The following is a 26576-nucleotide window of genomic DNA, read 5'->3' on the forward strand; positions in this document are numbered from 1 at the left end:
GTGACGGACCATCCGCATGCGGGCAGTAGCCCGTCCCATGCGGGCGGGCTTCTAGCCACTTCATTGCGGCTTGTCAATGAAGTGCGAAAGCTGTCGAAAATTCAGTCGGAGATCAACGTCCGGCGCTGGCCAAAGCGCGTTTTTCACGCCGCCGCTGCACCGACGAGGGAATATTCATGCCCTCCCGATACTTGGCGACCGTGCGCCTGGCGATATCGACGCCGCTTTCCCGCAACATATCCACAATCGCGTCGTCGGAAAGCACGTCGGCAGGTTTCTCCTCGTCGATCAACTGCTTGATGCGGTCGCGCACCGCTTCAGACGAATGCGCGTCACCGCCACCCGACGAAGCGATCGAGGCGGTGAAGAAATAGCGCAGTTCGAACACGCCGCGCGGCGTCAGCATGTATTTGTTGGCGGTGACCCGGCTGACGGTCGATTCGTGCATGCCGATGGCGTCGGCCACCGTGCGCAGGTTGAGCGGCCTCAGGTGACGCACGCCATGGACGAGGAAGGCGTCCTGCTGGCGCACGATTTCTGAGGCAACCTTGAGGATAGTCTTCGCCCGCTGATCGAGGCTGCGCGTCAGCCAATTGGCGTTTTGCAGGCACTCCGCCAGGAAATCCTTTTCCGTCTGATTTTTCGCATGCGGCGAAACCCGAGCGAAATAGATATGGTCGACCAGCACGCGCGGCAGCGTTTCGGGGTTGAGTTCGATCACCCAGCTCCCGTCATTGGCCGCACGCACTTCGACATCGGCGATGATCGCGTCGCTGGCGCCGCCCGAAAACGCCATCCCCGGGCGCGGATCGAGCGCACGTATCTCGGCCAGCATGTCGAGCAGATCCTCCTCATCGACCCCACAAATCCGTTTCAGGGTCTGGAAATCGCGCCGGGCCAGGAGTTCGAGATTGGCAATCAAAGCCTTCATCGCAGGGTCGAGACGGTCGCGGACCGCAAGCTGCAGCGACAGGCATTCGGCAAGGTCGCGGGCAAAGAGGCCGGTGGGCTCGAATGTCTGGCAGACCGCGAGCGCATTTGCCACCGCCGCTCTGTCGGTGCCGAGACGGGTGGCGATCTCAGCCATGTCGGCGCGCATGTAGCCGGCCTCGTCGAGGCCATCGGCCAGTTCGCTGGCGATCAGGCGTGCTGCCGGGTCGGCGAAAGCAAGCGCGACCTGCTCGGCGACATGCTCGCGCAGCGTGATGGCTCCGGCCGCCATGTCTCCGACGTCAAAACCGTCGGAAGAGGATGCAGAACCGTTGCCGGATGCCGATTTCCACTGGGCCGTCAGGTCGGGACCGAGCCGCTCGCTGGTGCCGGGGTCGTCGGGAAACAGGTTTTCCAGCGAAGTATCGAGCTTTTCCGAGATCGCTTCGGCGCTCCACGCCGTTTCCTTCTCGAACCAGTCGCCGGCGGTGGCCGTTTCCGGCGCGGCATCGATCTTCTGCGCCTGGTCGCTGACGGCATCGTCTTGCGGCTCGGCGCGCTCGAGCAAAGGATTGCGCTCGATCTCGTCGTCGATGAAGCGTTCCAGCTCGATGTGGGTGAACTGCAGCAGCCGTATCGACTGCATGAGTTGCGGCGTCATCACCAGCGACTGGGACTGTCGTAGCTGTAGTTTTGCCGCCAACGCCATGGTTCGGTTCAAACGCCCTGTCTACGCATCGGACTGCCGGAAGGAGTTCGGCATAGAAACTGGCCCGGCTTTTGCTTGTCAAGGCGACGGCGAACAAAACTCGCCTGTCCGTGCGTATTCCGACGAGAAATCGAAGAAAAAGCTCTGTCTCGCGTCAAAAACCGCGTCCGGACAGAAATTTTCACGCTTAGAGTGTAAACCCCTCACCGAGATAAAGCCGCCGCACATCCGGGTTTGCAACCACTTCGTCGGCCCGGCCATGGGTCAACACCTGGCCGGCATGGATGATGTAGGCGCGGTCGATCAGGCCGAGCGTCTCGCGGACATTGTGATCGGTGATGAGCACGCCGATGCCGCGCGCCGTCAGATGGCGCACGAGTTGCTGGATGTCGGCGACGGCGATCGGATCGATGCCGGCGAAAGGCTCGTCGAGCAGCATGTATGCGGGGCGGGTCGCCAGGGCGCGCGCGATTTCAAGGCGCCGCCGCTCGCCGCCGGAAAGCGACAGCGACGGGGCCTTGCGCAGATGGCTGATGTGAAACTCCTCGAGCAGTTCGTCGAGAATGCGTTCGCGCTCCTTGCGGCTCTTCTCGACCACTTCGAGCACGGCACGGATGTTTTGCTCGACGCTCAAGCCGCGAAAGATCGACGCCTCCTGCGGAAGGTAGCCGATGCCAAGGCGGGCGCGGCGGTACATCGGCATAGAGGTGACATCGAAGCCGTCGATTTCGATCGTGCCTTCGTCGACCGGCACCAGGCCGGTGACCATGTAGAAGCAGGTGGTCTTGCCGGCGCCGTTGGGGCCGAGCAGCCCGACCGCCTCACCGGCGCGCACGCCGATCGTCACGCCACTGACGACTTTGCGGCCCTTGTAGCTTTTGGTCAGCCCTTTGGCGATCAGGGTTCCCTTGAATTTTACCTGATCGAGGCTAATTGCGGCCGGTGCCGCAAGTTTGCTGGCGGCGCGTCCTGGAAGACGCGCCAACAGCGATGCTACGTCGACCATCAGGGGTTCGCCGCTCCCGACTTCGGCGGCGTGATCGACATCATGACGCGTCCACCGCCGCAGGGGTCGACCTGGGCCAGACCGCTCTTCATCTGCACGGTCAGCTTGCAGCCGACCAGTACATTGTCGCCTTGCGAGAGCACGACTTTGCTGCCTGAAAGCACCAGCACTTCCGTCTTCATGTCGAAGGTGCCGCTGTCGCCCGTGGCGACCTGGTCGTCCGATTTGATATAGACCTTGTTGGCGACCTCCAGACGGTCGATGTCGGCCGAGCCGGTCATCGCGGCACCCGAGGCCTGCTCACCCTTGGCGGCAGCGTCCGGGTCCTTGACGTAATAGACCGTCATCTTGCCGGCCTTGAGCAAGGTCGGACCCTGGACGACGTTTACATTGCCTGTGAACACCGCGACGCTGTCCGCCTGGCGGACCTCGAGCTTGTCGCTTTCGATCTGGATGGGCTTGTCGCCGGACAGTTTGAGGCCCGACAGCTGGCTGGTGGTCCTGGACTGCGCCAGAGCCGGCGCCGCCGCCAAAGCCAGCCCCAGGGCGGCCAGCCCTACGGCCGGCAACGCCGAAGCCGCGGCCACGAGCCGTGTCGAACTACTGAACCGCATTGGATTCTCCGCTCATTGCCTCTGCCGCCTTCAAGCTGGCGGGATCGATGTTGACACGCACTCTGTTCTCGAAAACCACGATCTTGCCGTTGTCCTGGACAGACATTGAATCCGCGGTAATCCGCGACCCGCCACGGCTGACGTCGACCGGATCGTTCGTCTTCATAGTGCCTTTGCCCATGTCGAGGAAGACCGATTTGAACTTTGCCGCCAGGCCATCTGTGGTGGTTATGGTGACATCGCTGGTCAGGCTCATGGTGTTGCCATCGCGATTGAAGCTACCGTGCGGGGCATTGATGGCCGCCACATTGTCGGTTGATATCGGCAGCTTGGCGTCGATGCTTTCCAGATTGATGATGCCTTGCTGGCTCACGTCCTGTATGGCGCGCAAAGCCGTCATGGAATAGGGCAGTTTCTGCTTGGTGAACCCGTTGAGCTTGGGGTTGGCCATCACCAGCTTGCCATTGGCGAACGCGCTGGCGTCGGCCTGGACCTGGATTGAGCCAGGTGCCACGAGATAGGAATAGACCGGGACGGCGACCGCGATCGCGGCAGCGGCCAGCGGCACCGCCAGCTTCAAGATACGCACGCGGCGCGAATGGCGCTGGGCGATGCCGAAGGCGTCGACTCGCGCCGGGCCTACGTCCGGGGAAGCCAACTCCGTCTCGGTGTTGGTCGGTTCGATCGGTCGCGCTAACATAACTGCTTTCTTCTAAACCCCTGCCGCCAAGCACCCCTATAGGTGGGATGCCGGCGCCCTCAAGCAAGCACAAGCGGAGGAAAACCGCAAAAGTGTGACGGTTGCTGTTGCACAAACGAAAATGAAACCGGCACAACTTGCACGTCATACCAGATACGGGCCGACAGCGTTAGGGGCTGTGGATTGGTCTTTTATGTTCTCTCGAAACGCCGTCTCGCCAACGTCGAGACCTTGTCTTTGGCGCAAGCTCGTCAGGAATCGGTAGCCGGGCGCGGGCGGTTGCTTTAAAAGCATCTGCTCCCACCGACTATGAGGCTGACCATGGTATTGAGAGCCGACGACCTGATCGACCGCCGCCGCTTGCGCCGCAAGCTGACATTCTGGCGCGTTGCAGCGCTTGTTGTCGCAGCAGCCGGGCTGATTGCCTTTTCGACCTGGATTTACGGCGATGACTTCACTGGCGCGGCGATCGACCATATCGCCAAGGTCAAGATCGAGGGCACCATCACCGAAGACGACGACCTGATCAAGCAACTGGATGCCATCCGTCAATCCTCGAGGGTGAAAGCTGTAATCCTGTCGATCGATTCACCTGGCGGCACCACCGTCGGCGGCGAATCGATCTACGAGGCAGTGCGCAAGCTGGCCGCCGAAAAGCCGGTGGTGGCCCAGGTCGGCACGCTGGCCGCATCGGCGGGCTATATGATCGCTACCGCGACCGATCATATCGTCGCGCGCAAATCGTCGATTGTCGGCTCGATAGGCGTGCTGATCCAGTATCCGGACGTCAGCGGCCTTATGAACAAACTCGGCGTCAAGCTCGAGGAAGTGAAATCCTCGCCGTTGAAAGCTTCGCCATCGCCTTTCAAGCCGACCAATGACGACGAGCGCACCATGGTCCGCAAGCTCATCCTCGACAGCTACGACTGGTTCGTCGGCATCGTCGCCGAACGCCGCAAGATGACCAAACCGGAGGCGCTGGCGCTGGCCGACGGATCGATCTTCACCGGCCGGCAGGCCGTTGCCAACAAATTGGTCGACGCGGTCGGCGGCGAGACCGAAGCGATCGACTGGCTCGCAACCAAGGGCATCGACGCCAAGCTCAAGGTGGTGGAGTGGAAACACGCGGAAAGCGGCGGCTTCCTGTTCTCGAAGGCAATGGCACGAACCATCGGCAGTGCGCTCGGCCTGCCCGACTATGGCGGCGACATCATTCACGAACTTGGTGCCGATCGCTTGTTTCTTGACGGTCTGGTTTCCGTCTGGCACCCTTGAGACGAGTGAAAAAAGCAAATAAAATCATCCTCATAATTTGACCGCAGTGTTTTCACGGGGAGCCTTCTCATGATCAAATCCGAACTTGTGCAGATCATCGCCACACGCAACCCGCACCTTTTCCTGCGTGACGTCGAAAACATTGTCGGCGCGATTTTCGACGAGATCACCGACGCGCTCGCCGAAGGCAACCGGGTCGAGCTGCGCGGTTTCGGCGCTTTCTCGGTGAAAAACCGCCCCGCCCGCACCGGCCGCAATCCGCGTACCGGCGAATCCGTCGAGGTCGAGGAGAAATGGGTGCCGTTCTTCAAGACCGGCAAGGAATTGCGTGAAAGGCTGAACAGCGGCAAATAAGCGCCGCGCGGGCTCATGCGCCATGCCGGCCTTTTCAGGAGGCCCGGCCTTTGGTAGAGCCCGCCTTCGACAGGAAATTCTATGTTCAATCGTTTCATGCTCATCGTGGTCTTCGTGCCGCTGGCCGTCATTCTGATTGCGCTGGCGGTGGCCAACCGCGATCCGGTTGCCTTCACCCTGGACCCATTCAACCCCGGCAATCCGGCGCTGACGATGACGCTGCCGCTTTTCATCTTCCTGTTCGTGGCCATCGCCATAGGCATGATCGTCGGCAGCCTGGCGACCTGGATCAAGCAGGGCCGCTATCGCAAGCTGGCGCGCCAGCGCGGCGTCGAGGCCGAGAACTTGCGCCAGGCGGTCAGCCGGGCACCGGCCGCGCAACAAGGCCCCTCCTTGCCGAAGCCGACGGGCTGAGCCGGAACCGCCGCGCGTCCTTTTTGGGCGCGCAAAGGACGCTGTACCATTTTTGATTGCGCATGATCTTTGCAGAAAATCGCTTCTGATTTCGCGGTCATGCGTCAGGCGTATTTCTCTCGACGGAGTTTCCTATGTTGAGCATTTCGGCGGCCGAGGTCGATCAGGCGCTGACCTTTCCCGGCCTGGTCGAAACGCTGCGCGCGGCTTTTCGCGATGGCGCGGTACAGCCGGTCAGGCACCACCATACGGTCGAACGGCCCGACGGCGCGGCCTCGACCCTGCTCCTGATGCCGGCCTGGACCGACTTCAATGCCGCCGGCTCGTCGGCAGGCGGCCATATCGGCGTCAAGATCGTCACCGTGTCGCCCGACAACAACGCCGTGGGCAAACCCGCTGTGATGGGGCTTTACCTCCTGCTCGACGGTGCGACCGGCGAGCCTGAAGCCATGATCGACGGCCAGCGGCTGACGCAGTGGCGCACGGCCTGCGCCTCGGCGCTGGCAGCCTCCTATCTGGCCCGCGAGGACGCTTCGCGGCTGCTGGTGGTCGGCGCCGGCGCGCTGTCGCCGTTCCTCGCCAGGGCGCATTGCGCGGTGCGGCCGATCACCGTCATCCGCATCTGGAACCGCACGCCGGCCAATGCCGAAAAGGTTGCGGCGGAATTGCGCGCCGAGGGCTTTGCGGCCACCGCCGCGAGCGATCTCGACGCCGAACTCGGCCAGGCCGACATCGTTTCGTCGGCGACGATCACGACCACGCCGCTGATCAAGGGCGCGCTGTTGAAGCCGGGGACCCATGTCGATCTGGTCGGCGGCTTCACGCCGGCCATGCGCGAAAGCGACGACGATGCGATTGCGCGCGCCCGCGTCTACGTCGACACCCGGGCCGGCGCCACCAAGGAAGCGGGCGACATCGTCCAGCCGCTGGCCTCGGGCGTGCTGGAGGCGCAAGCCATCGTCGCCGACCTGCATGAATTGGCACGCGACCAGAAGAAGGGCCGGCAGAGCCCCGGTGAGATCACGCTGTTCAAATCGGTCGGCGCAGCCCTCGAAGACCTCGCCGCCGGCATTGCGGTGTACAAGGCGCGGAGTAGGGTAGTAGGCAGTAGGCAGTAGGCAGTAGGCAGTAGGCAGTAGGGGAGCCGTACAAATCGAGCGGCTTCGTGCAAGCCATGCTTTCCCTATTCACTTACTCACCTACTGCCTTACTCCCTTCCCTTCGGAACGTCTCCGGCGTCACCCCGTTGTTCGGGCGTTATGGAGATACGCGGGTTCCTGTTGTTCTGGTCCATCTTGGCCGCCGTTGTCGCGGCGCTCAGCCTTGGACCATCCTTCGCCCATGTCCTGGAATCAGCTCCTCGGCTGACGAAATGGTCGCCTTCTCTCTGGCGCGAGACGACTGTCTTCAACGCCCAGTTCCAGCTGTTTGCCGTCATTGGCGCGCCACTGGACCTGGCCGCGATCGGCTGTCCGGGACTGCTCGCTTGGATGCTGCGCAATGACCGTCCAGCGTTCTGGTATGCGTTGGCCGCTGCCGTGATCTATGCGGTGTCTCTTGCGATGTGGTTTGCTCTCGTCAAGCCGGCGAACGATATTCTGGCCACTTGGGTGCCTGGCCCGATTCCGGAGAATTTCGAAGCGATCCGGCTGCGCTGGGAAACAGGCCATATGATCGTCGCCGGCTTCAAGGCCGTCGGTTTCGTATCGCTGGTTGCCGCCCTGCTCTTCATCAAGCGCGGCTGACCGGTTCGGAAATGTCCGGCGACTGCGTTTGTTGCGCCGGCGAATGTGCTGTGGCAGAAGCGGGCCACGTCGCCCCAGGAGATGCTCTTCCTTGAAACCTTTTCGCGACAAACGCCGCGACAGCCGCTCGCATCAGCTCGCAAAGGGCGGGGCGGAACCGCGCGCAACCGGCGCATCGGGCAACCGCACCGAGCCGATAGCCGCGCCGCGCGTCCTTTCCCGCCGCGACGGCGCCCTGCCCGCCGAACACCTGCCGCTGATCCTCGAAGTCGCGCCCAACGCCGACTACGCGTTGCTCGACAGCGGTGCCGGACAGAAGCTCGAGCAGTACGGCCCCTATCGCATCGTTCGGCCTGAAGGCCAGGCGATCTGGCAAAAAGCGTTGCCGGCCAAAGACTGGGACCGCGCCGACGCCATTTTCACCGGCGACACCGACGAGGAAGGCATCGGCCGCTGGCGTTTCCCCAGGACGCCGCTCGGCGAAACCTGGCCAATGAAGCATGACGGCATCGATTATCTCGGCCGCTTCACCTCGTTTCGCCATGTCGGCGTGTTCCCCGAGCAGGCCTCGCACTGGGATCACATGGCCGGGCTGATCGCGGCGGCGAAGCGGCCGGTCAAAGTGCTGAATCTGTTCGGCTATACCGGCCTTGCCTCGCTGGTGGCGGCGCGCGCCGGCGCCGAGGTCACCCATGTCGATGCTTCCAAGAAGGCGATCGGCTGGGCCAGGGAGAACCAGGAGATGGCGGGCCTGTCGCAAAAGCCGATCCGTTGGATCGTCGACGACGCCCTAAAATTCGCCGAGCGCGAGGAGCGCCGAGGCAGCCGTTACGACATCGTCCTGTTCGATCCGCCCGCCTATGGCCGTGGCCCCAGGGGCGAGGTCTGGCAATTGTTCGAGGATCTGCCGGCTCTGACCGACCTCTGCCGCTCGGTCCTGACGCCGAAGCCGCTCGCTGTCGTGCTGACCGCCTATTCGATCCGCGCTTCCTTCTTCGCCATCCATGCCTTGATGCGCGACACTTTTGCCGGCATGGGCGGCACGGTCGAATCCGGCGAACTGATTATCCGCGAGAAATCCGCCGGCCGGGCGCTGTCCACCTCGCTGTTTTCGCGCTGGGTGGCCTGAATGAGCGAGCGGCACGCCGGCGCGCCAGGGCAGGTGAAGGAAGTCACCAGCCTTGCCAATCCGTTGATCAAGGACATCAAGGCGCTCTCGCTGAAGAAATACCGCGACCAGCAGAACGCATTCATGGCCGAGGGGCTGAAGCTGGTCATCGACGCGCTCGACCTCGGCTGGTCGATCCGGACGCTGGTCTTCGCCAAAGCCGGACGCGGCAACGCGGCGGTCGAAAAGGTCGCGGCACGCACGGTTGCCGCCGGCGGCACCGTGCTCGAAGTTTCGGAAAAAGTGCTCGTCGCCATCACGCGCCGCGACAACCCGCAAATGGTGGTCGGCGTCTTTTCGCAAAAGTTCCTGCCGCTGAAGGACATCCGCGCTCAAGACGGCGATGTCTGGGTGGCGCTCGACCGCGTGCGCGATCCCGGCAATCTCGGTACCGTCATCCGCACCGTCGATGCCGTTGGCGCCAAGGGCATCATCCTGGTCGGCGAGACCACCGATCCTTTTTCCGTCGAGACCGTGCGCGCCACGATGGGCTCGATCTTCGCCGTGCCGGTCGCCAAGGCGACGCCGGAAGCCTTCCTTGCGTGGCGAAAAAGCTTTCCTGGCCTGGTTGCCGGCACACACCTGAAGGGTGCGGTCGATTACCGTTCGGTCGACTTTTCCAAAGGCCCGGTGCTGCTGATGATGGGCAACGAACAGCAGGGCCTGCCCGAAAGCCTGGCCGAAAGCTGCGACAGATTGCTGCGGATTCCACAGTCTGGTCGGGCCGATTCGCTCAATCTCGCGGTGGCCACCGGCATCATGCTGTTCGAGGTCCGGCGCCGCGCGCTGAAACTTGCCCCGGAGGGCGCCTGACCGTGACATCCCGAACGGTGAAAGCCCCAACGGCAAAATCCTGGTTGCCCTACGTCGTGCTGGTCGCCGCCGCGGTGACGCTCGACCAGTGGGTGAAATATCTGGTCGAGACCGGCCTCCCTTTTCAGGAAAAGGTCGATCTTGTCCCGTTCCTGGCATTGTATCGCACCTACAACACCGGCATCGCCTTCTCGATGTTTTCGTCCTTCGGTGACACCGGCCTGGTGGTCATCGCCGCTTTTGTCGTCGCTTTCGTGCTCTATCTCGCGGCCCGCACTCCGCCCGGCCACGTGCTTACCCGCATCGGCTTTGCGCTGATCGTCGGCGGCGCGCTCGGCAATCTGTTCGACCGCGTTACCTATGGTCACGTGATCGACTACATCCTGTTTCACACCCCAATATGGTCCTTCGCCATCTTCAACCTCGCCGACGCCTTCATCGCAGTCGGCGCGGTGGTGGTCGTCCTCGACGAACTCATTGGTTGGCGGCGTGAGGCCAAGCCCTCAAGCGATTGACCTGGCCTTCTGCCGCCATACAGTGTCCCATTCAAGAAGCCCGAGGAGAAGACATGCCCGAAAACTTCAAAGCCATCCTCGTTTCGCGCGACGCCGAGAAGAAGCAGTCGGTCGCGATCACCGACCTTACCGAAGCCGACCTGATGGAAGGCGATGTCACCGTCGCCGTCGAGGCGACGACGGTGAACTACAAGGACGGCCTCGCCATATCCGGCAAGGCGCCGGTGATCCGCCGCTGGCCGCTGGTGCCGGGCATTGATTTCGCCGGCACCGTCATCTCGTCCTCCCATGCCGACTGGCGCACGGGGGACAAGGTCATATTGAACGGCTGGGGTGTCGGCGAGACGCATTTTGGCGCCTATGCCGAGCGCGCCCGTGTCAAGGGCGACTGGCTGGTGCCGCTGCCTCAGGGCATGAGCCCGCATGATGCGATGGCGGTCGGCACGGCAGGTTACACCGCCATGCTTTGCGTTATCGCGCTGGAACGGCACGGCATCGTGCCGGAACGCGGCCCCGTCGTGGTGACGGGCGCGGCCGGCGGCGTCGGCTCGGTCGCGGTTTCGATTCTGTCCAGCCTCGGCTATCACGTCGTCGCCTCGACCGGCCGCAGCGCTGAAAGTTCCTACCTGACCGACCTGGGTGCTTCGGAGGTGATTTCGCGCGACGAGCTTGCCCAGCCGGCAAAGCCGCTCGCCAAGGAACGCTGGGCCGGCGGCGTCGACGCGGTCGGCAGTCACACCCTGGCCAACGTCCTTTCGATGACCTCCTATGGCGGCGCCGTCGCCGCCTGCGGCCTGGCCGGCGGCATGGATCTGCCGACGAGCGTCGCCCCGTTCATCCTGCGCGGCGTTTGTCTGCTCGGCATCGATTCGGTGATGGCGCCAAAAACGGTCCGCATGGAGGCGTGGCGCCGCATCGGCACGGACCTCGACCTCCAGAAGCTCGCCAAACTGTCCACGACCATTGGCTTCGATGGCATCATCGACGCCGCGCACGATATCATCGAGGGCGAGGTCCGCGGTCGCGTGGTGGTGGACATGTGAGCTCTTCCTTCTCCGGTTTTTAATGCATTAGCAAAAGCCTGACCCAGGGTGTGCAGCGGTGAAGCGCCTCGCATGAGGCCGGCCAAACGCGACGCGCTTCAGGAGCGGAGAGGCAAAAACCGCGCGACCGCTAAAATTCGAACGATCCGCGGCAATTTTCCATAATCTCTGTCTGGCAAGGGTTTCCGCATGGTCACGGAATCCGGCATCAGAGAAACAGAGAGCGCCGAAAACGTCGACGGGATCGGCCCGGAGGCGCCAAGCCGGCAGCATATCGCGGCGCCGCCACTGGCGCCTGAATTGCCCGCCGCCAATCGCGAAGGCCTGCCGTTCCTTATGCTCGTCGCCATCGTCGTGCTGGCGGGCCTGTCGCATCTGACCGGCGCGCCGATCTTCATCACCTTCGGGCTTTTGGCGACTGGCATGGCAGGCCTTGCCGTGCATCTGCGTGCCAGGCGCACGGCGCGCCGCACGGTTGCGCTGCTTGGCGCGACCGCAGCGCGCAGCCGCGCCGAGGTTGAGAGCCTGGCCGACCGCGTGTGGGAGATGCAGGAGAGCGAGGAACGCTTTCGCGGGCTGATCGACGCGCTTGGCGATCTCGTCGTCCATCGCGACCGTGACGGCCACATCGTCTATGCCAACAAGGTTTTCGCCGAGCTTGTCGGAGCCGACCAGCGCGACCTTGCCGGCAGGGCCCTGGCCGACCTCGGCATCGACGTCGGCATCGTTCCCGATGCCGCTTTTTCCGACCATGAATGCCTGAGCTCCACCGACGTCGCCATTAGCACACCGAGCGGCCCGCGCTGGTTCTCATGGATCGAACTGTCCGTGCGCGACAAGGAGAGCGGTTCCGTCTCGCATCGCGCAATCGCCCGCGACATTACCGCACGCAAGCACGCCGAAACGTCGCTGATCACCGCCCGCGAGCGAGCCGAATATGCAAGCCAGGCCAAATCGCGCTTCCTCGCCACCGTCAGCCACGAGATCCGCACTCCGATGAACGGCATCATGGGCATGGCCAAGCTGCTGGCGGACACCGGGCTCTCGCCGCAACAACGGACCTACGTCGGCGCCATCTCGACCTCGGCCAGCGCCCTGCTGGCGCTGATCGAGGATCTGCTCGACTATTCCAAGATCGAGGCTGGCCGCTTCGATCCCGAACCGCAGCCAATGTCGGTGCGCGAGATCGCCGACAACATCGTGGAACTCCTGGCAGCGCGTGCCTTCGCCAAGAACATCGGCCTTGGCTGCCATGTCGAACCCGACGTGCCGCAGATGATATCAGCCGATCCTGGAAGAGTCAGGCAGGTGCTGCTCAACCTCATCGGCAACGCCATCAAGTTCACCGACAGCGGCGGCGTGTTGGTGAGCATCGCTCGTGCCCGCACCGAAACCACCGACCGCATAGGCTTCACCGTCACCGACACCGGTCCCGGCCTGCACGAGGACGACTTGGAGCGCATCTTCGAGGAATTCGAACAGGCTGACGGCACGTCGACCCGCGCGCATGGCGGCGCCGGGCTCGGTCTTGCCATCTCCAGGCGCCTGGTGATCGCCATGGGCGGCACGATCTCGGTGTCGAGCCAGCTCGGCCAGGGTTCGGAATTCGTCTTCGAAATCCCCGCAATATCGGCCACCGAGCCGCCGCAGAGCCGTCGGGATGCGCTGTCAGGGCGGCGCGCCGTGATCCTGTCGAAGAACGCCGTCGAGGCCGACGCCATCGCCCGCACCATCCGCGCCAATGGCGGCAAGGTCGATCTCGCCGCGACGGCCGCCCAGGCAGCGTCCTTGGCCGAAGGCTGCGACGTGCTTTTGGTCGATGCGGCCATGGAGGAAGGCGACGGCAGGTTGCTCAAGCGCCTTCGCCAGAGCGGCTTTGCCGATTGCGAGGCGATCACACTGATCGCGCCAACCGACCGCGGCATGCTGGGCGAGTTCCGCGCCAGCGGCTACGCCACCTTTCTGGCAAGGCCGGTGCGTGGCGAAACGTTGCTTCGCGTGCTTTTGACCAGCAGCGTGCCTGCCCTCACCCAGCCGCAGCCGGAAAAGCGCGGCGCACCAACCGCCCGCGCCATTGGCGGCCGGCGGCGGGGCCTGTCCGTGCTGATCGCCGAGGATAACGACATCAACGCCATGCTTGCCCGTGCCACGCTGCTAAAGGCCGGGCATCGCGTGAAACTGGTCGGCAACGGCAAGGCCGCCGTCGAGGCCATCACCGGCACCGACCACAAGTACCGCTTCGACGTGGTGCTGATGGACCTGCACATGCCTGTCATGGACGGGCTGGACGCGATCGCCGCCATCCGCCGGCACGAGGAGGAAACCGCCGTGTCGCCGGTTCCGATCATGGTGCTGTCGGCGGACAGTCAGGAAACGACCCGCCACGCAGTGCTCGCCCATGGCGCCAGCGGCTTCGTCACCAAGCCGCTCGACCCCGACGCGCTTGTCCATGCGGTCGAGGGTCACGTGGCCGCTTGATCCGCCGGCTGTCCTTGCCTGGCTTACCTGCAGAACATAGCCGGTTGAAGGGTTGACCAGCCGACGAAGTATTGCCGGCAGGGCCGTATCACGGTACTGTCACAATCCTGTTGCACCTACGCCGTATCCCCGTGCCAAGAGGGATGGCTCGAAGGAGAATCACTCGTGCATACAGTTATGCCGGAATGTGACGCTCGGCCGAACGCCAGGGGTGCTTTGCTCACCGGGCGCAACGTCGATGCTGTCATAAAAGGCGAAGCGCTTGGCCGTATCGGCAACCTCGAAGTGCGGCTCGCACGCAACGAGGCCGAGATCGCCGCCGCGCAGGAAGTGCGCTACCGGGTGTTCTATGACGAGCTCGGCGCCAGGAAAACCCTGTTTCAGGTGCAGGACCGCCGCGACGCCGACCATTTTGATCCGCTCTGTGATCATCTGCTCGTCTTCGACACCTCGCTGTCCGGTCCCGAGCATCGCCGCATTGTCGGCACCTACCGCCTGTTGCGGCAGGAGATCGCAGCAGCGGCCGGCGGCTTCTATTCCGAGGGCGAGTTTGAGCTGACCAATCTTATCGCCCGCCATCCCGGCCAGCGTTTCCTCGAGCTCGGCCGCTCCTGCGTCTTGCCGGAATACCGCTCGAAGCGCACCATCGAGGCGCTCTGGCAAGGTATCTGGGCCTATATCAACCATTATGGGATCGGCGTGATGACCGGTTGCGCCTCTTTCCCCGGCACCGTGCCGGCGGCACACGCCGAAGCGCTGACCTATCTCGCCCATCACTGCCGGACGAATTCGGCCTGGGACGTGCGCGCCGTTGCCGGCCGCTACTGCTCCATGGATTTGATGCCGATCGAGGCGGTCAACGCCAAGGCCGCGATCGCGGCGATGCCACCGCTGGTCAAGGGCTATCTGCGCGTCGGCGCGCGCATCGGCGACGGCTGCGTCATCGACCGCGAATTCTCGACGGTCGATGTGTTCGTGGTGATGCCGGTCAAGGAGATCGGCGCCCGCTACGTCAGCTATTATGGCGGGGAAGCCCAGCGCTTCGCCGCCTGAGATTCCAATGAGTAGCGAATAGGGAGTAGCGAGTAGCGGGAGTTCCGCCAATTCGCTGCGGATCGTTGTGCCTATTCGCTACTCGCCCTCATTTCACGGAATATCTTCCGGCCGCCGGCCGGGCCGGCTCTTGTAGGACGGAAAGGCCCAGCCGAACTTAAGCGCGCCGCCACGCACGCAGAAAGCGGCTATGAAGCCCACCAGGCCCGAGGCGAGCGGCGGCAGTCCGGCGAGATCGCCTGTTGTAAACAGGATGGCGCCCGCAAGGGCGGCGGTGACATAGATTTCTGGTCTCAAGAGCACCGAAGCCTCACCGGCCAGCAGGTCGCGCAAGATCCCGCCGAACGTGGCGGTGAGCACGCCGGTAACAACGGACACGACCGGCGAGCCGGTGATGGCCAGGCCCTTGGCGGCACCCATCACCGAAAACGCGGCGAGGCCGACGGCGTCGAGCCAGAGCAGTAATTTCCAGCGGGATTCGAGACGGTGCGCCCCGAAAAAGACAAGCATCGCCACCACCGCGCAGATCAGCACATAGCCAGAGTTGGTAACCCAGAAGACCGGCAGATTGAGGATGACGTCACGAAACGTGCCACCGCCGATGCCGGTGACGCTGGCCAGGAACAAAAAGCCGATGATGTCGAGCTGCTTGCGCGAAGCGGCCAGCGCACCGGTCGCCGCGAAGACGGCGACACCGGCATAGTCGAGAAGCTCGATCGGGTTCAAGGGCATAGCGGAGTAGGAGAGCGGGTGAATAGGGATGTATGAATAGCACGAAGCCGGACGATTGGTACGGCTCCTTTACCCTACTGCCCCTACTGCTCCTACTGCCCTATTCCCTTAACTTACGCATCCTTCTCAGCTTGCTCGTTCACCGGCCCTGGCTCGACCGGCGCTTCACCAGCCACATGCTTGGGACCGCCCTTGGCAACGCCGACCATGGCCGGCCGCAGCACCCGCTCGCCGATCGAATAGCCGGGCTGCACGACCTGGACCACCGTGTTGGCCGGCACCTCCGGATTGGGCACCTCGAACATCGCCTGATGGAAATTCGGGTCGAATTTCTCGCCTTCCGGCTCGAGCTTCTTCACTCCGTGCCGCTCGAGCGCCGATAGCATGGCGCGCTCGGTGAGCTCGACGCCCTCGATCAGTGACTTCAAACCGGCATCACCCGACGCCTTGGACTCAGCCGGGATCGCATCCAGTGCGCGGCGCAGATTGTCCGATACCGACAGCATGTCACGGGCGAAATTGGCAACCGCATAGGCGCGTGCATCGTGCACGTCACGGGCGGTACGGCGGCGCAGATTCTCCATCTCGGCTGCGACGCGGAGCGCGCGGTCCTTCAACTCGTCGTTTTCCTTCAGCAGCCGCACAAGCGCTTCATAGTCGCCGTCGGCGCTGCCTTGCGTGTGTTCGGTGGCAGCCCCGGCCGTCTCGGCTTCATCGGGCGCGCGTTCGTCTTTTGCCTGGTCGCTCATCGCCGTTTCCCGTCATTTCAAATGATGTGGATTTTGTGCCCGATATCGAGGTTTGGCGGCCAAAAATCAAGGGGCAAGCGATACTGGACAGGCCGCTCGCGCTTTTGACGACGCATCATGGAGACCTTTCGATATTAATTCAAATTTTACTGTAACCACCGGCTTTGCTTGCCAAGATGCTGCGATAGGGGAACCATTCGTCTGCTGGAAGAGTTTCGAAACCGACACAGGATTTTGAGATGGCGACCCGCAACGACGGCGACCGCAAGAATGGCGCCCCCAACGATGACGAAAGACGTAAAAGGCTGGCGGCCGGCATCAGGCGCCAGTTCGGCACCGAGGCAACGATGCACTTTCTGCGCGCGTTGCCGGCGTTCCGGACGGAGAACGACATTCCCGATCGTTTCAGGGAATTGCTTGACCGCCTGGACGGCATCGAAAGCAGCGTAGCCGCCGGTGGCAACCGGCGATAGACAACACACACGCCTGTCGCTGCGCGCCATTGGCATGCCTTTTGCCGCAGCTTGCGCGTCGCGCGACAATTACCCGCAGTAACTTTGCGTGATGCTTGGCTTGCGGCGACGAAATGGTCCGTCTATGCTTCCTGATGAACATGATTTCCCCCGAAGCTGTAGCGAACAGCAAGCGTGCCTGGTTGAAGATCCTGGCGCGCTACAAGAAACCTGACAGGCGGCGCAGCGCCGTCGAACTTGCCATCACCCTCATCCCCTTTGCCACGCTGTGGGCACTGTCCTCGGCTGCCTATGCCTATGGCCATTGGTGGGGTCTGATCCTCATCCTTCCGGCCGCCGGCTTTCTGGTGCGGATCTTCATGATCCAGCACGATTGCGGCCACGGTTCCTTCTTCGCCAACCGCACCGCCGACGACTGGATCGGCCGCGGCCTGGGCATCCTGACTTTGACGCCTTACGATTGCTGGCGACGTGCCCACGCAACCCATCATGCCAGCGCCGGCAATCTCGATGAGCGCGGCACGGGCGACATCAAGACGCTGACTGTTGCCGAATATCGGCAAATGTCCTGGCGGGGCCGCCTTGCCTATCGCCTCTATCGCCATCCGCTCGTCATGTTCGGCCTCGGCCCCATTTGGCTTTTCATCTTTGAGCAGAGACTGCCGGTCGGCATGATGCGAGGCGGCCTCACGCCCTGGGTGTCGTCGATGGCCACCAACGCGGCCATCGCGGTCGCCGCCGCCGCCCTTGTCTGGTTCGTCGGCCTCGAAGCGTTCCTGGTCGTCCATTTGCCCATCGTCGTTCTCGCCGGGTCCGCCGGCATCTGGCTGTTCTATGTCCAGCACCAGTTCGAAGAGACAGAGTGGGCAAAGGACTCCGAATGGGAGTTCCAGCATGCGGCCCTGCACGGCTCGTCCTATTACGACCTGCCGCCGGTACTGAACTGGTTCACCGGCAATATCGGCGTCCATCACGTGCACCACCTCTCCGCCAAGGTGCCGTGCTATCGTCTGCAGGAGGTCCTGAGGGACTATCCGGAACTGCGCAAAATTGGCCGCGTCACGCTTCTCGACAGCCTGCGCTGCGTCAAGCTGGCGCTGTGGGATGAGAGCCGCAGCAAGCTGGTATCGTTTCGCGAAGCGCGGATGACTGCATAAAGCACATCCCAAAAACGAACGCGCGGCGCTGTAAAGCCGCCGCACCAGAGGTGCGGCGGCTTTTATAACGTGTGGCTCAAGCCGCCTGGCGTTCGTCGCGCATCAGGATCTCGCCGTGGCGAATCTCGGTGCCGAGCACTTTCAGGCATTCGCGCATGAAGGCGGCCAGCCCCGGCCAGCCCTTGGCCGACACCAGATTGCCGTCGACATGGGCGCCGGTCGGCGCGACATCGATATAGGTGCCGCCGGCGAGCGTGACTTCCGCCTCGCAATACTGCAGCGCCGCGACCTCCCTGCCGCGCAGCACGCCGTCGACCGCCATCAGGATCTGGGCGCCGTGGCAAATGGTGAAGATCGGCTTGCCGGTCTCGTGGAATGCCGCACCAGCGCCTGCACGCGCTTGTCGATGCGGATATATTCCGGCCCGCGCCCGCCTGCCGCATAGACGGCATCGTATTCAGCCGGATTGACCTCGGAAAACGTCTTGTTGAGGATGTAGTCGTGGCCGAGCTTTTCCGTATAGGTCTGGTGACCCTCGAAGTCGTGCAGCGACGTCTTCAGGATATCGCCTGCCTTCTTGTCGGGACACACGACATGCACGGTGTGGCCGACCGCATGCATGGCCTGTTCAAAGACGAAAATCTCGTATTCCTCGCTGAACTCGCCAACGAGCATCAATATCTTCTTACCAGCCATTCCCGGTTCCTCCCTTGGTGGCGAATTTATTTCGGATCGCGAAATAATAGGCCATATCTTAAGGGGCGGATGCCGAAAATAAAAGATTGAATCGGCAGAGTGGTCCGACCAGATGCGACCTGCTTCGTCGGGAAGATCAGCCGGCGCGCACCCGCCGCCAGGAATATTTGGGGCCCTTCGCCTCCGGCTTCACGGTCGGCTGGTAGGAGAGCGGCAGACCGCCGGTGCGGCCTTCCTCGAGCCGTTTCAGCAACACTGGATTTGATACTTCGAACTCGTCGAAGCCGAGGCGCAGCATATGCGGAAGCTGGTCGACCAGAACCTGTCCGGTGGCGCGGACCGCGCCCTCGAAACGGTAGCGGCTGCGCAGCAGTTCGCCCTTGGAGAAGGAGCGGCCGTCACTGAAAGCCGGGAAGGCCAGCGCCACCAGCGATATCTGGTCGAGCAGGTCCGCGATCTTTTCGAGCTGATCGCCGGGCTGAAGCAGTACGCCGAGGCGCTCCTTCGCCGACCGGCGCACCGCCGGATCGAGGCCGAGAAACGCCTGCAGCGGCAGGATGAAGCGGCCATTGCCGGACAATGCGTCGGCGCTCTCGGCATGGCTCCACTCGTCCTCGCTAAAACCTGTCGGGGTCCAGAGGCGGGTGGCGTTTTCCGCTATCGATTCACTCATCGAGAAATTCCCAAGTCCACAAAATTCCAAAGTTGAAAACGCTCGAGGGTGTGTGAGATTCAGGTAAGGCCGAGCCGAGAATGGTGGCTTCCGAGAACCGGAGCGGAGCGTACTTTGGGTACGTGCCGCCATTCGCAGGCCAGCCTCACCTGAATATCGACATACCCTAAAGCGATGCGTCGGTCAGCGACTTCTCCAGCCCCGACAAATGGATGCCGCACTCTGTCTTGGCGTGCCCCACCCAGCGGCCGCTGCGTGCATCCTCGCCCGGCTGCACCGGCTGCGTGCACGGGAAGCAGCCTATCGATAGATAGCCATAGGCGACCAGTGGATTCTCACGCAGTGCATGCGCGCGCATATAGTTGGCCTGGTCTGATGTCGTCCAATGCGCCAGCGGATTGATGCGAATGCGTGAGCCGACCGCCTCGAACACCGGCAGGGATGCCCGCGTCGTCGCCTGAAAACGCTTGCGGCCGGTGAACCAGGCGCGGAACGGCTCGACGCCGCGCGCCAGCGGCTCGACCTTGCGAACACCGCAGCAGGCGTCGGTGTCGGTTTCGTTCAGATTACCGGCCGGATCGATCCGTTCGAGCGCCGCTTCTTCGGGCGTGATCACCCTGATATCGGTCAGCCCGAAATCGGCAACCAGCGCGTCGCGATAGCCGAGCGTCTCCTCGAAGTGCTTGCCGGTGTCGAGGAAGATGACCGGCAGCGTCCGGTCGATCTTGGCGATCATGTGCAGAAGCACTGCAGAATCCGCCCCGAACGACGAAACTGCGGCGATTTCACCGTGAAAGAATTCCCGGGCCGACCGCTCGATGATCTCCAGCGGCTTCAGATGACCATAAAGCGCATCGAGTCCCGCCGCTTCGGCGGCGATGCCGGCCTCGACGTCGACGATACGATCAAGCGGCCTTGGCTTCGCCAGCATAGAGCGCCTCCTTGAACGGCGCGGGACCGACACGGCGGTAGGCGTCGATGAATTTTTCGTTTCTGTCGAGCCGGAGGCCGAGATAGGTCTCGACGATCTGCTCGATGGCGTCGGTGATCTCTGCCGAGCTGAAGCCGCGGCCGATGATCTCGCCGACCGAGGTGTTCTCGTCGGCCGAGCCGCCGAGCGTGACCTGGTAGAGTTCGGCGCCCTTCTTCTCGACGCCGAGGATGCCGATATGGCCGACATGGTGATGGCCGCAGGCATTGATGCAGCCGGAAATCTTCAGCTTCAGTTCGCCGATCTCGCGCTGCCGCTCGAGCGAAGCGAAACGACGCGAGATTTCCTGCGCCACCGGAATCGAGCGCGCCGTGGCCAGCGCGCAATAGTCGAGGCCCGGGCACGAGATGATGTCTGATATCAGGTTGGAATTGGCGGTCGCCAGTCCGATGTCGACCAGCGCGTCATAGACCGCCTTGAGGTCGGCCCGCGCGACATGCGGCAGGATCAGGTTCTGCTCATGGCTGACGCGCAGCTCGTCGAAAGCATATTTTTCGGCAAGGTCGGCGACCGCTTCCATCTGGCTGTCGGAGGCATCGCCCGGCGCTTCGCCAATGCCCTTGAGCGAGATGGTCACGGCGGCATAATCCGGGTGACGGTGGGTCACCACGTTCTGGTCGAGCCATTCCGAAAAGCTCTTCGAATCGAGGCGAGCGAGCTTGACGGCCTCGTCGCCTTCCGGCCGTTCGACCAGCGCCGGTGGTGCGAAATAGGCATCGATGGCGCGGATGTCGGCTTCCGGCAGCTTTAGATCCGCATCCTTCAGCTCCTGCCATTCGGCCTCGACCTGGCGGGTGATCTCCTCGACGCCGGTCTCGTGGACGAGAATCTTGATGCGCGCCTTGTATTTGTTGTCGCGGCGGCCGTAGAGGTTGTAAACGCGCAGGATCGCCGTGCAATAGGACAGAAGGTCGGCCTCGGGCAGGAAGTCGCGGATCTTCTTGGCGATCATCGGCGTACGGCCCTGGCCGCCGCCGACATAGACGGCGAAACCGAGTTCGCCGGCAGCGTTCTTCTTCAAATGCAGGCCGATGTCATGCGTCTGGATGGCGGCGCGGTCGCGCTCGGCGCCGGTCACCGCAATCTTGAATTTTCTCGGCAGGAACGAGAATTCCGGATGCACCGACGACCATTGGCGCAGGATTTCCGCATAGGGACGCGGATCGGCCACCTCGTCGGCGGCGGCACCGGCAAAGTGGTCGGCGGTGACGTTGCGGATGCAGTTGCCGCTGGTCTGGATGGCGTGCATCTCGACACCAGCCAGATCGGCCAGGATCGCCGGAATGTCCGACAGCGCCGGCCAGTTGAACTGGATGTTCTGGCGGGTCGTGAAATGGCCGTAGCCCTTGTCGTATTTGCGGGCGATGTGGCCGAGCATGCGCAGCTGCTTGCTGTTCAGCGTGCCGTAAGGCACCGCGATGCGCAGCATGTAGGCGTGCAACTGCAGGTAGACGCCATTCATCAGCCGCAGCGGCCGGAATTGATCCTCGGTGATCTCGCCGGCAAGCCGCCGCGCGACCTGATCGCTGAACTCGGCGACGCGGGCCTGGACGAAATCGTGATCGAACTCATCGTAACGGTACATGTCTGGTCTTTCCGGGCGCGTCCGCCCGTTGTCTTCAATGTCGTCGTTTACGCCGCCCGGGCGGCTACCGGGCGGGCCTGCTTGCCCAGGTCGTTGCGGTTGGTCGGGCCGGCGGCGCGGATCTTTTCGCGCAGCCGGACCGGCTCGACGACACCATTGGCGACGGTCACGTCGATCATATTGACGTCGACCACTTCATTGTTGGCAGAGGCCGTGGCGCCGATCGCCTCCAGCCGGTCTTCAGCCGCCTTGTCATGGGCGACATCGGCATTGTCGATGGTCTCGGCCCAGCCGCCATTGGCGTACCAGACGGCTTCGCCGTCGGCGAGGCGGTTTGCAGTCAGGACTTTCATCGTTCAGCTCCTTCGGCGGCTGTTTGGGCCGCGCCTTCATGCCTGTGTGCCGCCAGCGGCTCGGAACGTTCAAAATTGGCGCCGGCGACCGCATCGCCGATGATGGTCATGACCGGGCCGGTAAGGTCGGCGCGAACCTCCAGCGACGGCAGGTCGGCGAGCGTGCCGTGGAAACGGCGCCGGTTGGCAAGGCTGGCATTCTCGACCCCGGCGACCGCCGTATCCGGCGACAGGCCGGCCTCGATCAGCCGGCCGGCAACCTCGGCCGCGACCGAGCGGCCCATATAGACGGCGACCGTGGCGCCGGAAATGGCGAGCTTTGCCCAGTCGGGCAGCGAATTTCCCTTGAGGTCGTGGCCGGTGGTGAACACCATCGACGACGACACGCCGCGCAGCGTCAGCGGCAGCTCGAAATCGGCGGCGGCGGCGAAGGCCGCGGTGACGCCCGGAACCACCTCATAGGCGATGCAGGCATCGCGCAGCGCTGCCATTTCCTCGCCCGCCCGGCCGAACACCAGCGGATCGCCGGATTTCAGCCGCACGACGCGCTTGCCGTCGCGGCCGAGCTCGATCAGCAGCGCATTGATCTCGGCCTGGCTCTTGGTGTGGCAGCCCTTGCGTTTGCCCACCGGCAGACGCTCGGCGTCGCGACGGCCCATGGCGACGATCGCCTCCGGCACCAGCGCATCATGGACGATGACATCGGCTTCCATCAGCAGCCGGTGGGCGCGCAGCGTCAGCAGGTCTTCGGCGCCGGGACCCGCGCCAACCAGGGCAATGTGGCCCGAGGCCGGCGCATTCGAAAGCAACAGGTCGACGGCCGAGCCGTGCGCCTGCGAAAGCTGGCCAGCCTCCATGGCGCGGGCCGGCGCGCCACCGAAAAACTCGCTCCAGAAACGGCGGCGGGCATTGCCTTTCGGCAGCAATCTCTCAGCAGTGCCGCGCAACGAGGCCGCAAGCGAAGCAAGCGGCCCGAGCGACGGCGACAGCATGCGGTCGATGCGGCTGCGCAGCATCTGGGCAAGCACCGGTCCGGCCCCTTCCGTGCCGATGGCAATGGCGACCGGCGCGCGGTTGACCAGCGCCGGGGTGAAGAAATCGCATAGCTCAGGCCGGTCGACGGCATTGACCGGAATGCCCAGCCGGCGCGCATCCTCGGCAACGCGGCGGTCAAGCGCCTCGTTGCCGCTGGCAGCAAACACCATCACCGCGCCTTCGAGATGCGCGGCCTCATAGGCGGCAGCGATGTGGACGGCGCCATTCGCGGCGATGAAGGCCAGCAAATCATGCTCGGGGGCATCAGCTATGATGCGCAAGACGGCGCTTGACTGGCCGATCAGCCGCGCCTTGGCCAGAGCCTCCTCGCCGCCGCCGACGATGGCCACGGCTTCGCCAGCGACCCGCATAAAGACGGGAAAGGCGTTGAGCTTGGCGGGGGCCTGCGGCATACGAGCGGAATCCTGAATACGCTGTCGGTTTTACGCGCGGGCGCGAAAAAACAGAAGGAACGCACTCGCGCATCGCTTCGTGCGAAGCAATCGCTTTTCCGCAAGCACCAGAGGCAGGAGAAAAAAATTCCACACCCACGAGTGGAGCGGATCCAAGCCGCTGTTGCGAGCCTTGATCTGCGGCCGTTCTAGCGACAAGCGAAGTATATTACAAAACTCTTTTCTAAATTCTACCAATCTAGTAGATTAAAGCCGACATGCGCTGAGCACCGTCATCCCCGTTGGTTGGCTTGCTCGCCGTGCTTGTCGTCACCGGAACATTCCTGCCTCGGCGCGCGTTTGCTCCTCTGCGAATCCGAGCCTGGCTGTCCAGCTGCGGCAATGGCTCCAGAGACGGGCCCGGAAAACCATGAAAAACAGAAAAAGGAGCGCTCCGGTGAACAACCTCAAGCTGAAACGCGGACTGTGGGTCGTGGTCGCCGACGGCGAGAAGGCACTGTTCCTCGAGAACCGTGGCGACACCCAGTATCCCGACCTTCAGGTCGTGCAGGAGATGGAACAGGCAAATCCGGCGACGCGAGAGCAAGGTTCGGACCGCCCGGGTCGCTACAGCGACGGCCCATCCGTCCACCGCAGCGCAGTCGAGGACACTGACTGGCATCGCCTCGGCAAGGAGACGAAATTGCCGAGCGGCTGTACAAGCTCGCGCACCGCGGCGCCTTCAAGGAGATGGTGCTGATTGCACCGCCGCAGGTGCTGGGCGACATGCGTCGAAAACTTCACAAGGAAGTCGCCGAGAAAATCACAGTGGAAATTCCCAAGACGCTGACCAACCACACCATCGTCGACATCGAAAACCTGCTGCAGGCCACCTGATCGGGCATCAGGCGCAGGCGGTTTCTTTTTAGCAGCAACCATTGCCAGCCCGAGGCGGCCCGCCTTCTGCCACCCTTGTCGTCGATCCATGGCATTTGCGGTTGCCTCGCGGCCATCCGGGCCGCCATATTGCAGGTGCGGCTGCTTCGGGCGGTGCATATCCGACATCGTAATTTTGAAAGGCGCTCCATAGACAATGCCGCATGACACGCCGCTTATCGCCACCATCGTCGCCGGTTTGGGGCTGGCTTTCGTCTTCGGCGCAATTGCAAATCGCTTCCGCATCCCGCCGCTGGTCGGCTACCTCGTCGCCGGCGTCCTAGTCGGGCCGAACACGCCGGGCTTCGTCGCCGATACAGGCCTCGCCAATGAACTGGCCGAAATCGGCGTGATCCTGTTGATGTTCGGCGTCGGCCTGCATTTCTCGCTGAAGGACTTGTTGTCGGTCCGCGCCATCGCCGTGCCCGGCGCCATCGTGCAGATCGGCTTCGCGACGGCGCTCGGCGCCGGCCTTGCCTGGATGCTCGGCTGGTCGATGGGCGCGGGGCTGGTGTTCGGGCTGGCGCTTTCCGTCGCCTCGACCGTTGTGCTGCTGCGTGCCTTGCAGGAGCGGCGGCTGATCGAGACCGAGCGCGGCCGCATCGCCGTCGGCTGGCTGATTGTCGAGGATCTGGCCATGGTGCTGGCGCTGGTATTGCTGCCGGCGCTGGCCGGCGTACTGGGCGGTCAGGAGCCTGTGGAGGCCCACAGCAGCGGCCTGCTGTCGCTGCCGGCGAGCTACGGCGTCTGGAGTGTCGTCGGCATCACGCTGGCCAAGGTCGCGGCCTTTGTCGTTGTCATGCTGGTGGTCGGCCGCCGGGTCATCCCCTGGGTCCTGCACTACGTCGCCCATACCGGGTCGCGTGAATTGTTCCGGCTGGCGGTCCTGGCCATCGCGCTCGGGGTCGCTTTCGGCGCGGCCAAGCTATTCGGCGTCTCGCTCGCGCTGGGCGCATTCTTTGCCGGCATGATCATGAGCGAATCCGAGCTCAGCCATCGGGCGGCCGAGGAATCGCTGCCGCTCCGCGACGCCTTTTCCGTGCTGTTCTTCGTTTCGGTCGGCATGCTGTTCGACCCGTTCAGCCTGGCCAGCAATGGCTGGCCGATCTTGGCGACGCTAGCCATCATCGTCATCGGCAAATCGCTGGCGGCCTTCGTCATCGTCGTCGCCTTCCGTTATCCGATCGCGACCGCGTTGATGATTTCGGCAAGCCTGGCCCAGATCGGCGAATTCTCCTTCATTCTGGCCGAGCTCGGCGTCGGGCTGAAGCTGCTGCCCGAACAAGGACGCGACCTCATCCTCGCCGGTGCTATCCTGTCGATCGTCCTCAACCCGCTGATGTTCCTTGCCGTCGACTGGATGAAACCATGGCTGGAGAGGCGCGCCGGCAAGGCGGCGTCGCTCGACGGGGCAAAGCCGATCGGCCCCGCCACGGAGCCAGGCCAGTTGGCTTCGGTTGCGGCACCGGTGAAAGAGGATGGCCCGCCGCCCAGGACAGCGCTTACCGGCCACTCCATCCTGGTCGGCTATGGCCGTGTCGGCAGCCTCGTCGGCGCGTCCTTGAAGGAGGCCGCCCTGCCCTTCCTCGTCATCGAGGATGCCGACAAGACGCTGGCGAAGCTCAGGGACGACGGCATCGAAACCGTGTCAGGCAACGCCGCGAATAGCGAGGTGTTCGCCGCAGCCAATCCCGAGGGCGCGAAGCGGCTGATCCTCGCTATCCCCAACGCCTTCGAGGCGGGACAGATCGTGCTGCGCGCCCGCGCCGCCAACCCGAAGATCAACGTCATCGCCCGCGCCCACTCCGATGCCGAGGTCGAGCATCTCAAGGGGCTCGGAGCCGACACGGTCATCATGGGTGAGCGCGAGATCGCCCGTGGGATTGTGGAAGAGGTTTTGGCAGCATCGAAAGCGCCTTCAGCAGCCTAAGCCTGCCCCTCTCCCCGTGAAGAACGGGGAGAGGGGGTCGCCAGCGTTGCGGTCAAG

Annotated in this window: 25 protein-coding genes and 2 pseudogenes; 15 read left to right on the forward strand and 12 right to left on the reverse strand. The window is 63.5% G+C overall.

Translation table 11 applies throughout. The features are described from left to right. Positions 1–112: 112 nt before the first annotated feature. From rpoN to lptC, 4 genes are all read right to left on the reverse strand, one after another. Complete coding sequence (gene rpoN, locus AC0L2R_RS18840; RefSeq protein WP_023797446.1) at positions 113–1639, reverse strand: RNA polymerase factor sigma-54; 1527 nt, start codon at positions 1637–1639, stop codon at positions 113–115. A gap of 187 nt (positions 1640–1826) precedes the next feature. Continuing rightward, positions 1827–2645, reverse strand: a complete 819-nt coding sequence (lptB, locus tag AC0L2R_RS18845; protein WP_287230420.1) for an LPS export ABC transporter ATP-binding protein — start codon at positions 2643–2645, stop codon at positions 1827–1829. Then, positions 2645–3259: an LptA/OstA family protein gene (locus AC0L2R_RS18850; RefSeq protein ID WP_023797444.1), complete on the reverse strand. Its 615-nt coding sequence runs from the start codon at positions 3257–3259 to the stop codon at positions 2645–2647. The genes lptB and AC0L2R_RS18850 overlap by 1 nt, the downstream gene beginning before the upstream one ends. Next, a complete protein-coding gene (lptC, locus tag AC0L2R_RS18855) occupies positions 3246–3959 on the reverse strand; it encodes an LPS export ABC transporter periplasmic protein LptC (protein ID WP_473510749.1) in 714 nt (237 codons plus the stop codon). The genes AC0L2R_RS18850 and lptC overlap by 14 nt, the downstream gene beginning before the upstream one ends. A gap of 321 nt (positions 3960–4280) precedes the next feature. Here lptC and sppA point away from each other — a divergent pair, with 321 nt between their 5' ends. The 11 genes from sppA (at position 4281) to olsB (ending at position 14817) form a co-directional block, all read left to right on the forward strand. Beyond that, positions 4281–5234: a signal peptide peptidase SppA gene (gene sppA / locus AC0L2R_RS18860; protein ID WP_473510750.1), complete on the forward strand. Its 954-nt coding sequence runs from the start codon at positions 4281–4283 to the stop codon at positions 5232–5234. A 69-nt stretch (positions 5235–5303) separates the two neighbouring features. After that, on the forward strand, positions 5304–5588 hold the full coding sequence (locus tag AC0L2R_RS18865) for an integration host factor subunit beta (RefSeq protein ID WP_023797441.1): 285 nt from the start codon (positions 5304–5306) through the stop codon (positions 5586–5588). Positions 5589–5669: 81 nt separating this feature from the next. Continuing rightward, positions 5670–6002, forward strand: coding sequence for a DUF1049 domain-containing protein (locus tag AC0L2R_RS18870; protein WP_473510752.1), 333 nt, complete (start codon positions 5670–5672; stop codon positions 6000–6002). 134 nt (positions 6003–6136) lie between these two features. Next, positions 6137–7120 carry a bifunctional Delta(1)-pyrroline-2-carboxylate/Delta(1)-piperideine-2-carboxylate reductase gene (gene lhpI, locus AC0L2R_RS18875; RefSeq protein WP_473510753.1) on the forward strand — a complete coding sequence of 328 codons (984 nt, stop codon included), beginning with the start codon at positions 6137–6139 and terminating at the stop codon, positions 7118–7120. A 141-nt stretch (positions 7121–7261) separates the two neighbouring features. Beyond that, positions 7262–7747 (forward strand): DUF1772 domain-containing protein, encoded by a 486-nt coding sequence (locus tag AC0L2R_RS18880; RefSeq protein WP_473510754.1) that lies wholly within the window; start codon positions 7262–7264, stop codon positions 7745–7747. 91 nt (positions 7748–7838) lie between these two features. Next, positions 7839–8876 (forward strand): RsmD family RNA methyltransferase, encoded by a 1038-nt coding sequence (locus AC0L2R_RS18885; RefSeq protein ID WP_473510755.1) that lies wholly within the window; start codon positions 7839–7841, stop codon positions 8874–8876. Then, entirely contained in the window at positions 8877–9728 is an 852-nt protein-coding gene (locus tag AC0L2R_RS18890; RefSeq protein ID WP_473510756.1) for a TrmH family RNA methyltransferase, read from the forward strand. Positions 9729–9730: 2 nt separating this feature from the next. Beyond that, a complete protein-coding gene (lspA, locus tag AC0L2R_RS18895) occupies positions 9731–10243 on the forward strand; it encodes a signal peptidase II (protein ID WP_473510758.1) in 513 nt (170 codons plus the stop codon). A gap of 53 nt (positions 10244–10296) precedes the next feature. Next, positions 10297–11286: an acrylyl-CoA reductase (NADPH) gene (gene acuI, locus AC0L2R_RS18900; RefSeq protein WP_473510759.1), complete on the forward strand. Its 990-nt coding sequence runs from the start codon at positions 10297–10299 to the stop codon at positions 11284–11286. Between the two features lie 189 nt (positions 11287–11475). Continuing rightward, positions 11476–13764, forward strand: a complete 2289-nt coding sequence (locus AC0L2R_RS18905; RefSeq protein WP_473510760.1) for a response regulator — start codon at positions 11476–11478, stop codon at positions 13762–13764. 177 nt (positions 13765–13941) lie between these two features. Next, entirely contained in the window at positions 13942–14817 is an 876-nt protein-coding gene (gene olsB / locus AC0L2R_RS18910; RefSeq protein ID WP_167366477.1) for a l-ornithine N(alpha)-acyltransferase, read from the forward strand. A gap of 93 nt (positions 14818–14910) precedes the next feature. Here the strand turns inward: olsB and AC0L2R_RS18915 are convergent, their stop codons facing one another. After that, positions 14911–15543: a trimeric intracellular cation channel family protein gene (locus AC0L2R_RS18915; RefSeq protein WP_023797432.1), complete on the reverse strand. Its 633-nt coding sequence runs from the start codon at positions 15541–15543 to the stop codon at positions 14911–14913. A gap of 119 nt (positions 15544–15662) precedes the next feature. Further along, entirely contained in the window at positions 15663–16298 is a 636-nt protein-coding gene (gene grpE / locus AC0L2R_RS18920) for a nucleotide exchange factor GrpE (RefSeq protein WP_027153072.1), read from the reverse strand. 239 nt (positions 16299–16537) lie between these two features. Here grpE and AC0L2R_RS18925 point away from each other — a divergent pair, with 239 nt between their 5' ends. Together AC0L2R_RS18925 and AC0L2R_RS18930 are read left to right on the forward strand one after the other, a co-directional pair. Next, positions 16538–16771: a hypothetical protein gene (locus AC0L2R_RS18925; protein ID WP_473510761.1), complete on the forward strand. Its 234-nt coding sequence runs from the start codon at positions 16538–16540 to the stop codon at positions 16769–16771. A gap of 134 nt (positions 16772–16905) precedes the next feature. Continuing rightward, positions 16906–17928: a fatty acid desaturase gene (locus tag AC0L2R_RS18930; RefSeq protein ID WP_473510763.1), complete on the forward strand. Its 1023-nt coding sequence runs from the start codon at positions 16906–16908 to the stop codon at positions 17926–17928. A 76-nt stretch (positions 17929–18004) separates the two neighbouring features. On the opposite strand, the pseudogene AC0L2R_RS18935 reads toward AC0L2R_RS18930, so the two are convergent. The 6 genes and pseudogenes from AC0L2R_RS18935 to cysG form a co-directional block, all read right to left on the reverse strand. Continuing rightward, a pseudogene (locus AC0L2R_RS18935) lies at positions 18005–18624 on the reverse strand (DJ-1/PfpI family protein). Positions 18625–18760: 136 nt separating this feature from the next. After that, positions 18761–19297: a DUF934 domain-containing protein gene (locus AC0L2R_RS18940; protein WP_473510764.1), complete on the reverse strand. Its 537-nt coding sequence runs from the start codon at positions 19295–19297 to the stop codon at positions 18761–18763. A gap of 166 nt (positions 19298–19463) precedes the next feature. After that, the gene (locus tag AC0L2R_RS18945) at positions 19464–20228 is read right to left on the reverse strand and encodes a phosphoadenylyl-sulfate reductase (protein ID WP_128171072.1); all 765 of its coding nucleotides are present in this window, start codon (positions 20226–20228) and stop codon (positions 19464–19466) included. After that, the gene (locus AC0L2R_RS18950; protein WP_473510766.1) at positions 20203–21873 is read right to left on the reverse strand and encodes a nitrite/sulfite reductase; all 1671 of its coding nucleotides are present in this window, start codon (positions 21871–21873) and stop codon (positions 20203–20205) included. Before AC0L2R_RS18950 ends, AC0L2R_RS18945 begins: the two co-directional genes overlap by 26 nt. A gap of 47 nt (positions 21874–21920) precedes the next feature. Beyond that, positions 21921–22226 carry a DUF2849 domain-containing protein gene (locus AC0L2R_RS18955; RefSeq protein WP_473510767.1) on the reverse strand — a complete coding sequence of 102 codons (306 nt, stop codon included), beginning with the start codon at positions 22224–22226 and terminating at the stop codon, positions 21921–21923. Next, positions 22223–23674, reverse strand: coding sequence for a siroheme synthase CysG (gene cysG / locus AC0L2R_RS18960; RefSeq protein WP_473510769.1), 1452 nt, complete (start codon positions 23672–23674; stop codon positions 22223–22225). The genes AC0L2R_RS18955 and cysG overlap by 4 nt, the downstream gene beginning before the upstream one ends. Positions 23675–24110: 436 nt before the next feature. On the opposite strand from cysG, the pseudogene AC0L2R_RS18965 reads away from it, so the two are divergent. Further along, positions 24111–24550: pseudogene (locus AC0L2R_RS18965) on the forward strand (baeRF12 domain-containing protein). Between the two features lie 196 nt (positions 24551–24746). Then, positions 24747–26519, forward strand: a complete 1773-nt coding sequence (ybaL, locus tag AC0L2R_RS18970) for a YbaL family putative K(+) efflux transporter (protein ID WP_473510770.1) — start codon at positions 24747–24749, stop codon at positions 26517–26519. Positions 26520–26576 lie beyond the last annotated feature (57 nt).

This window comes from Mesorhizobium sp. WSM4820 (genome assembly GCF_055811075.1).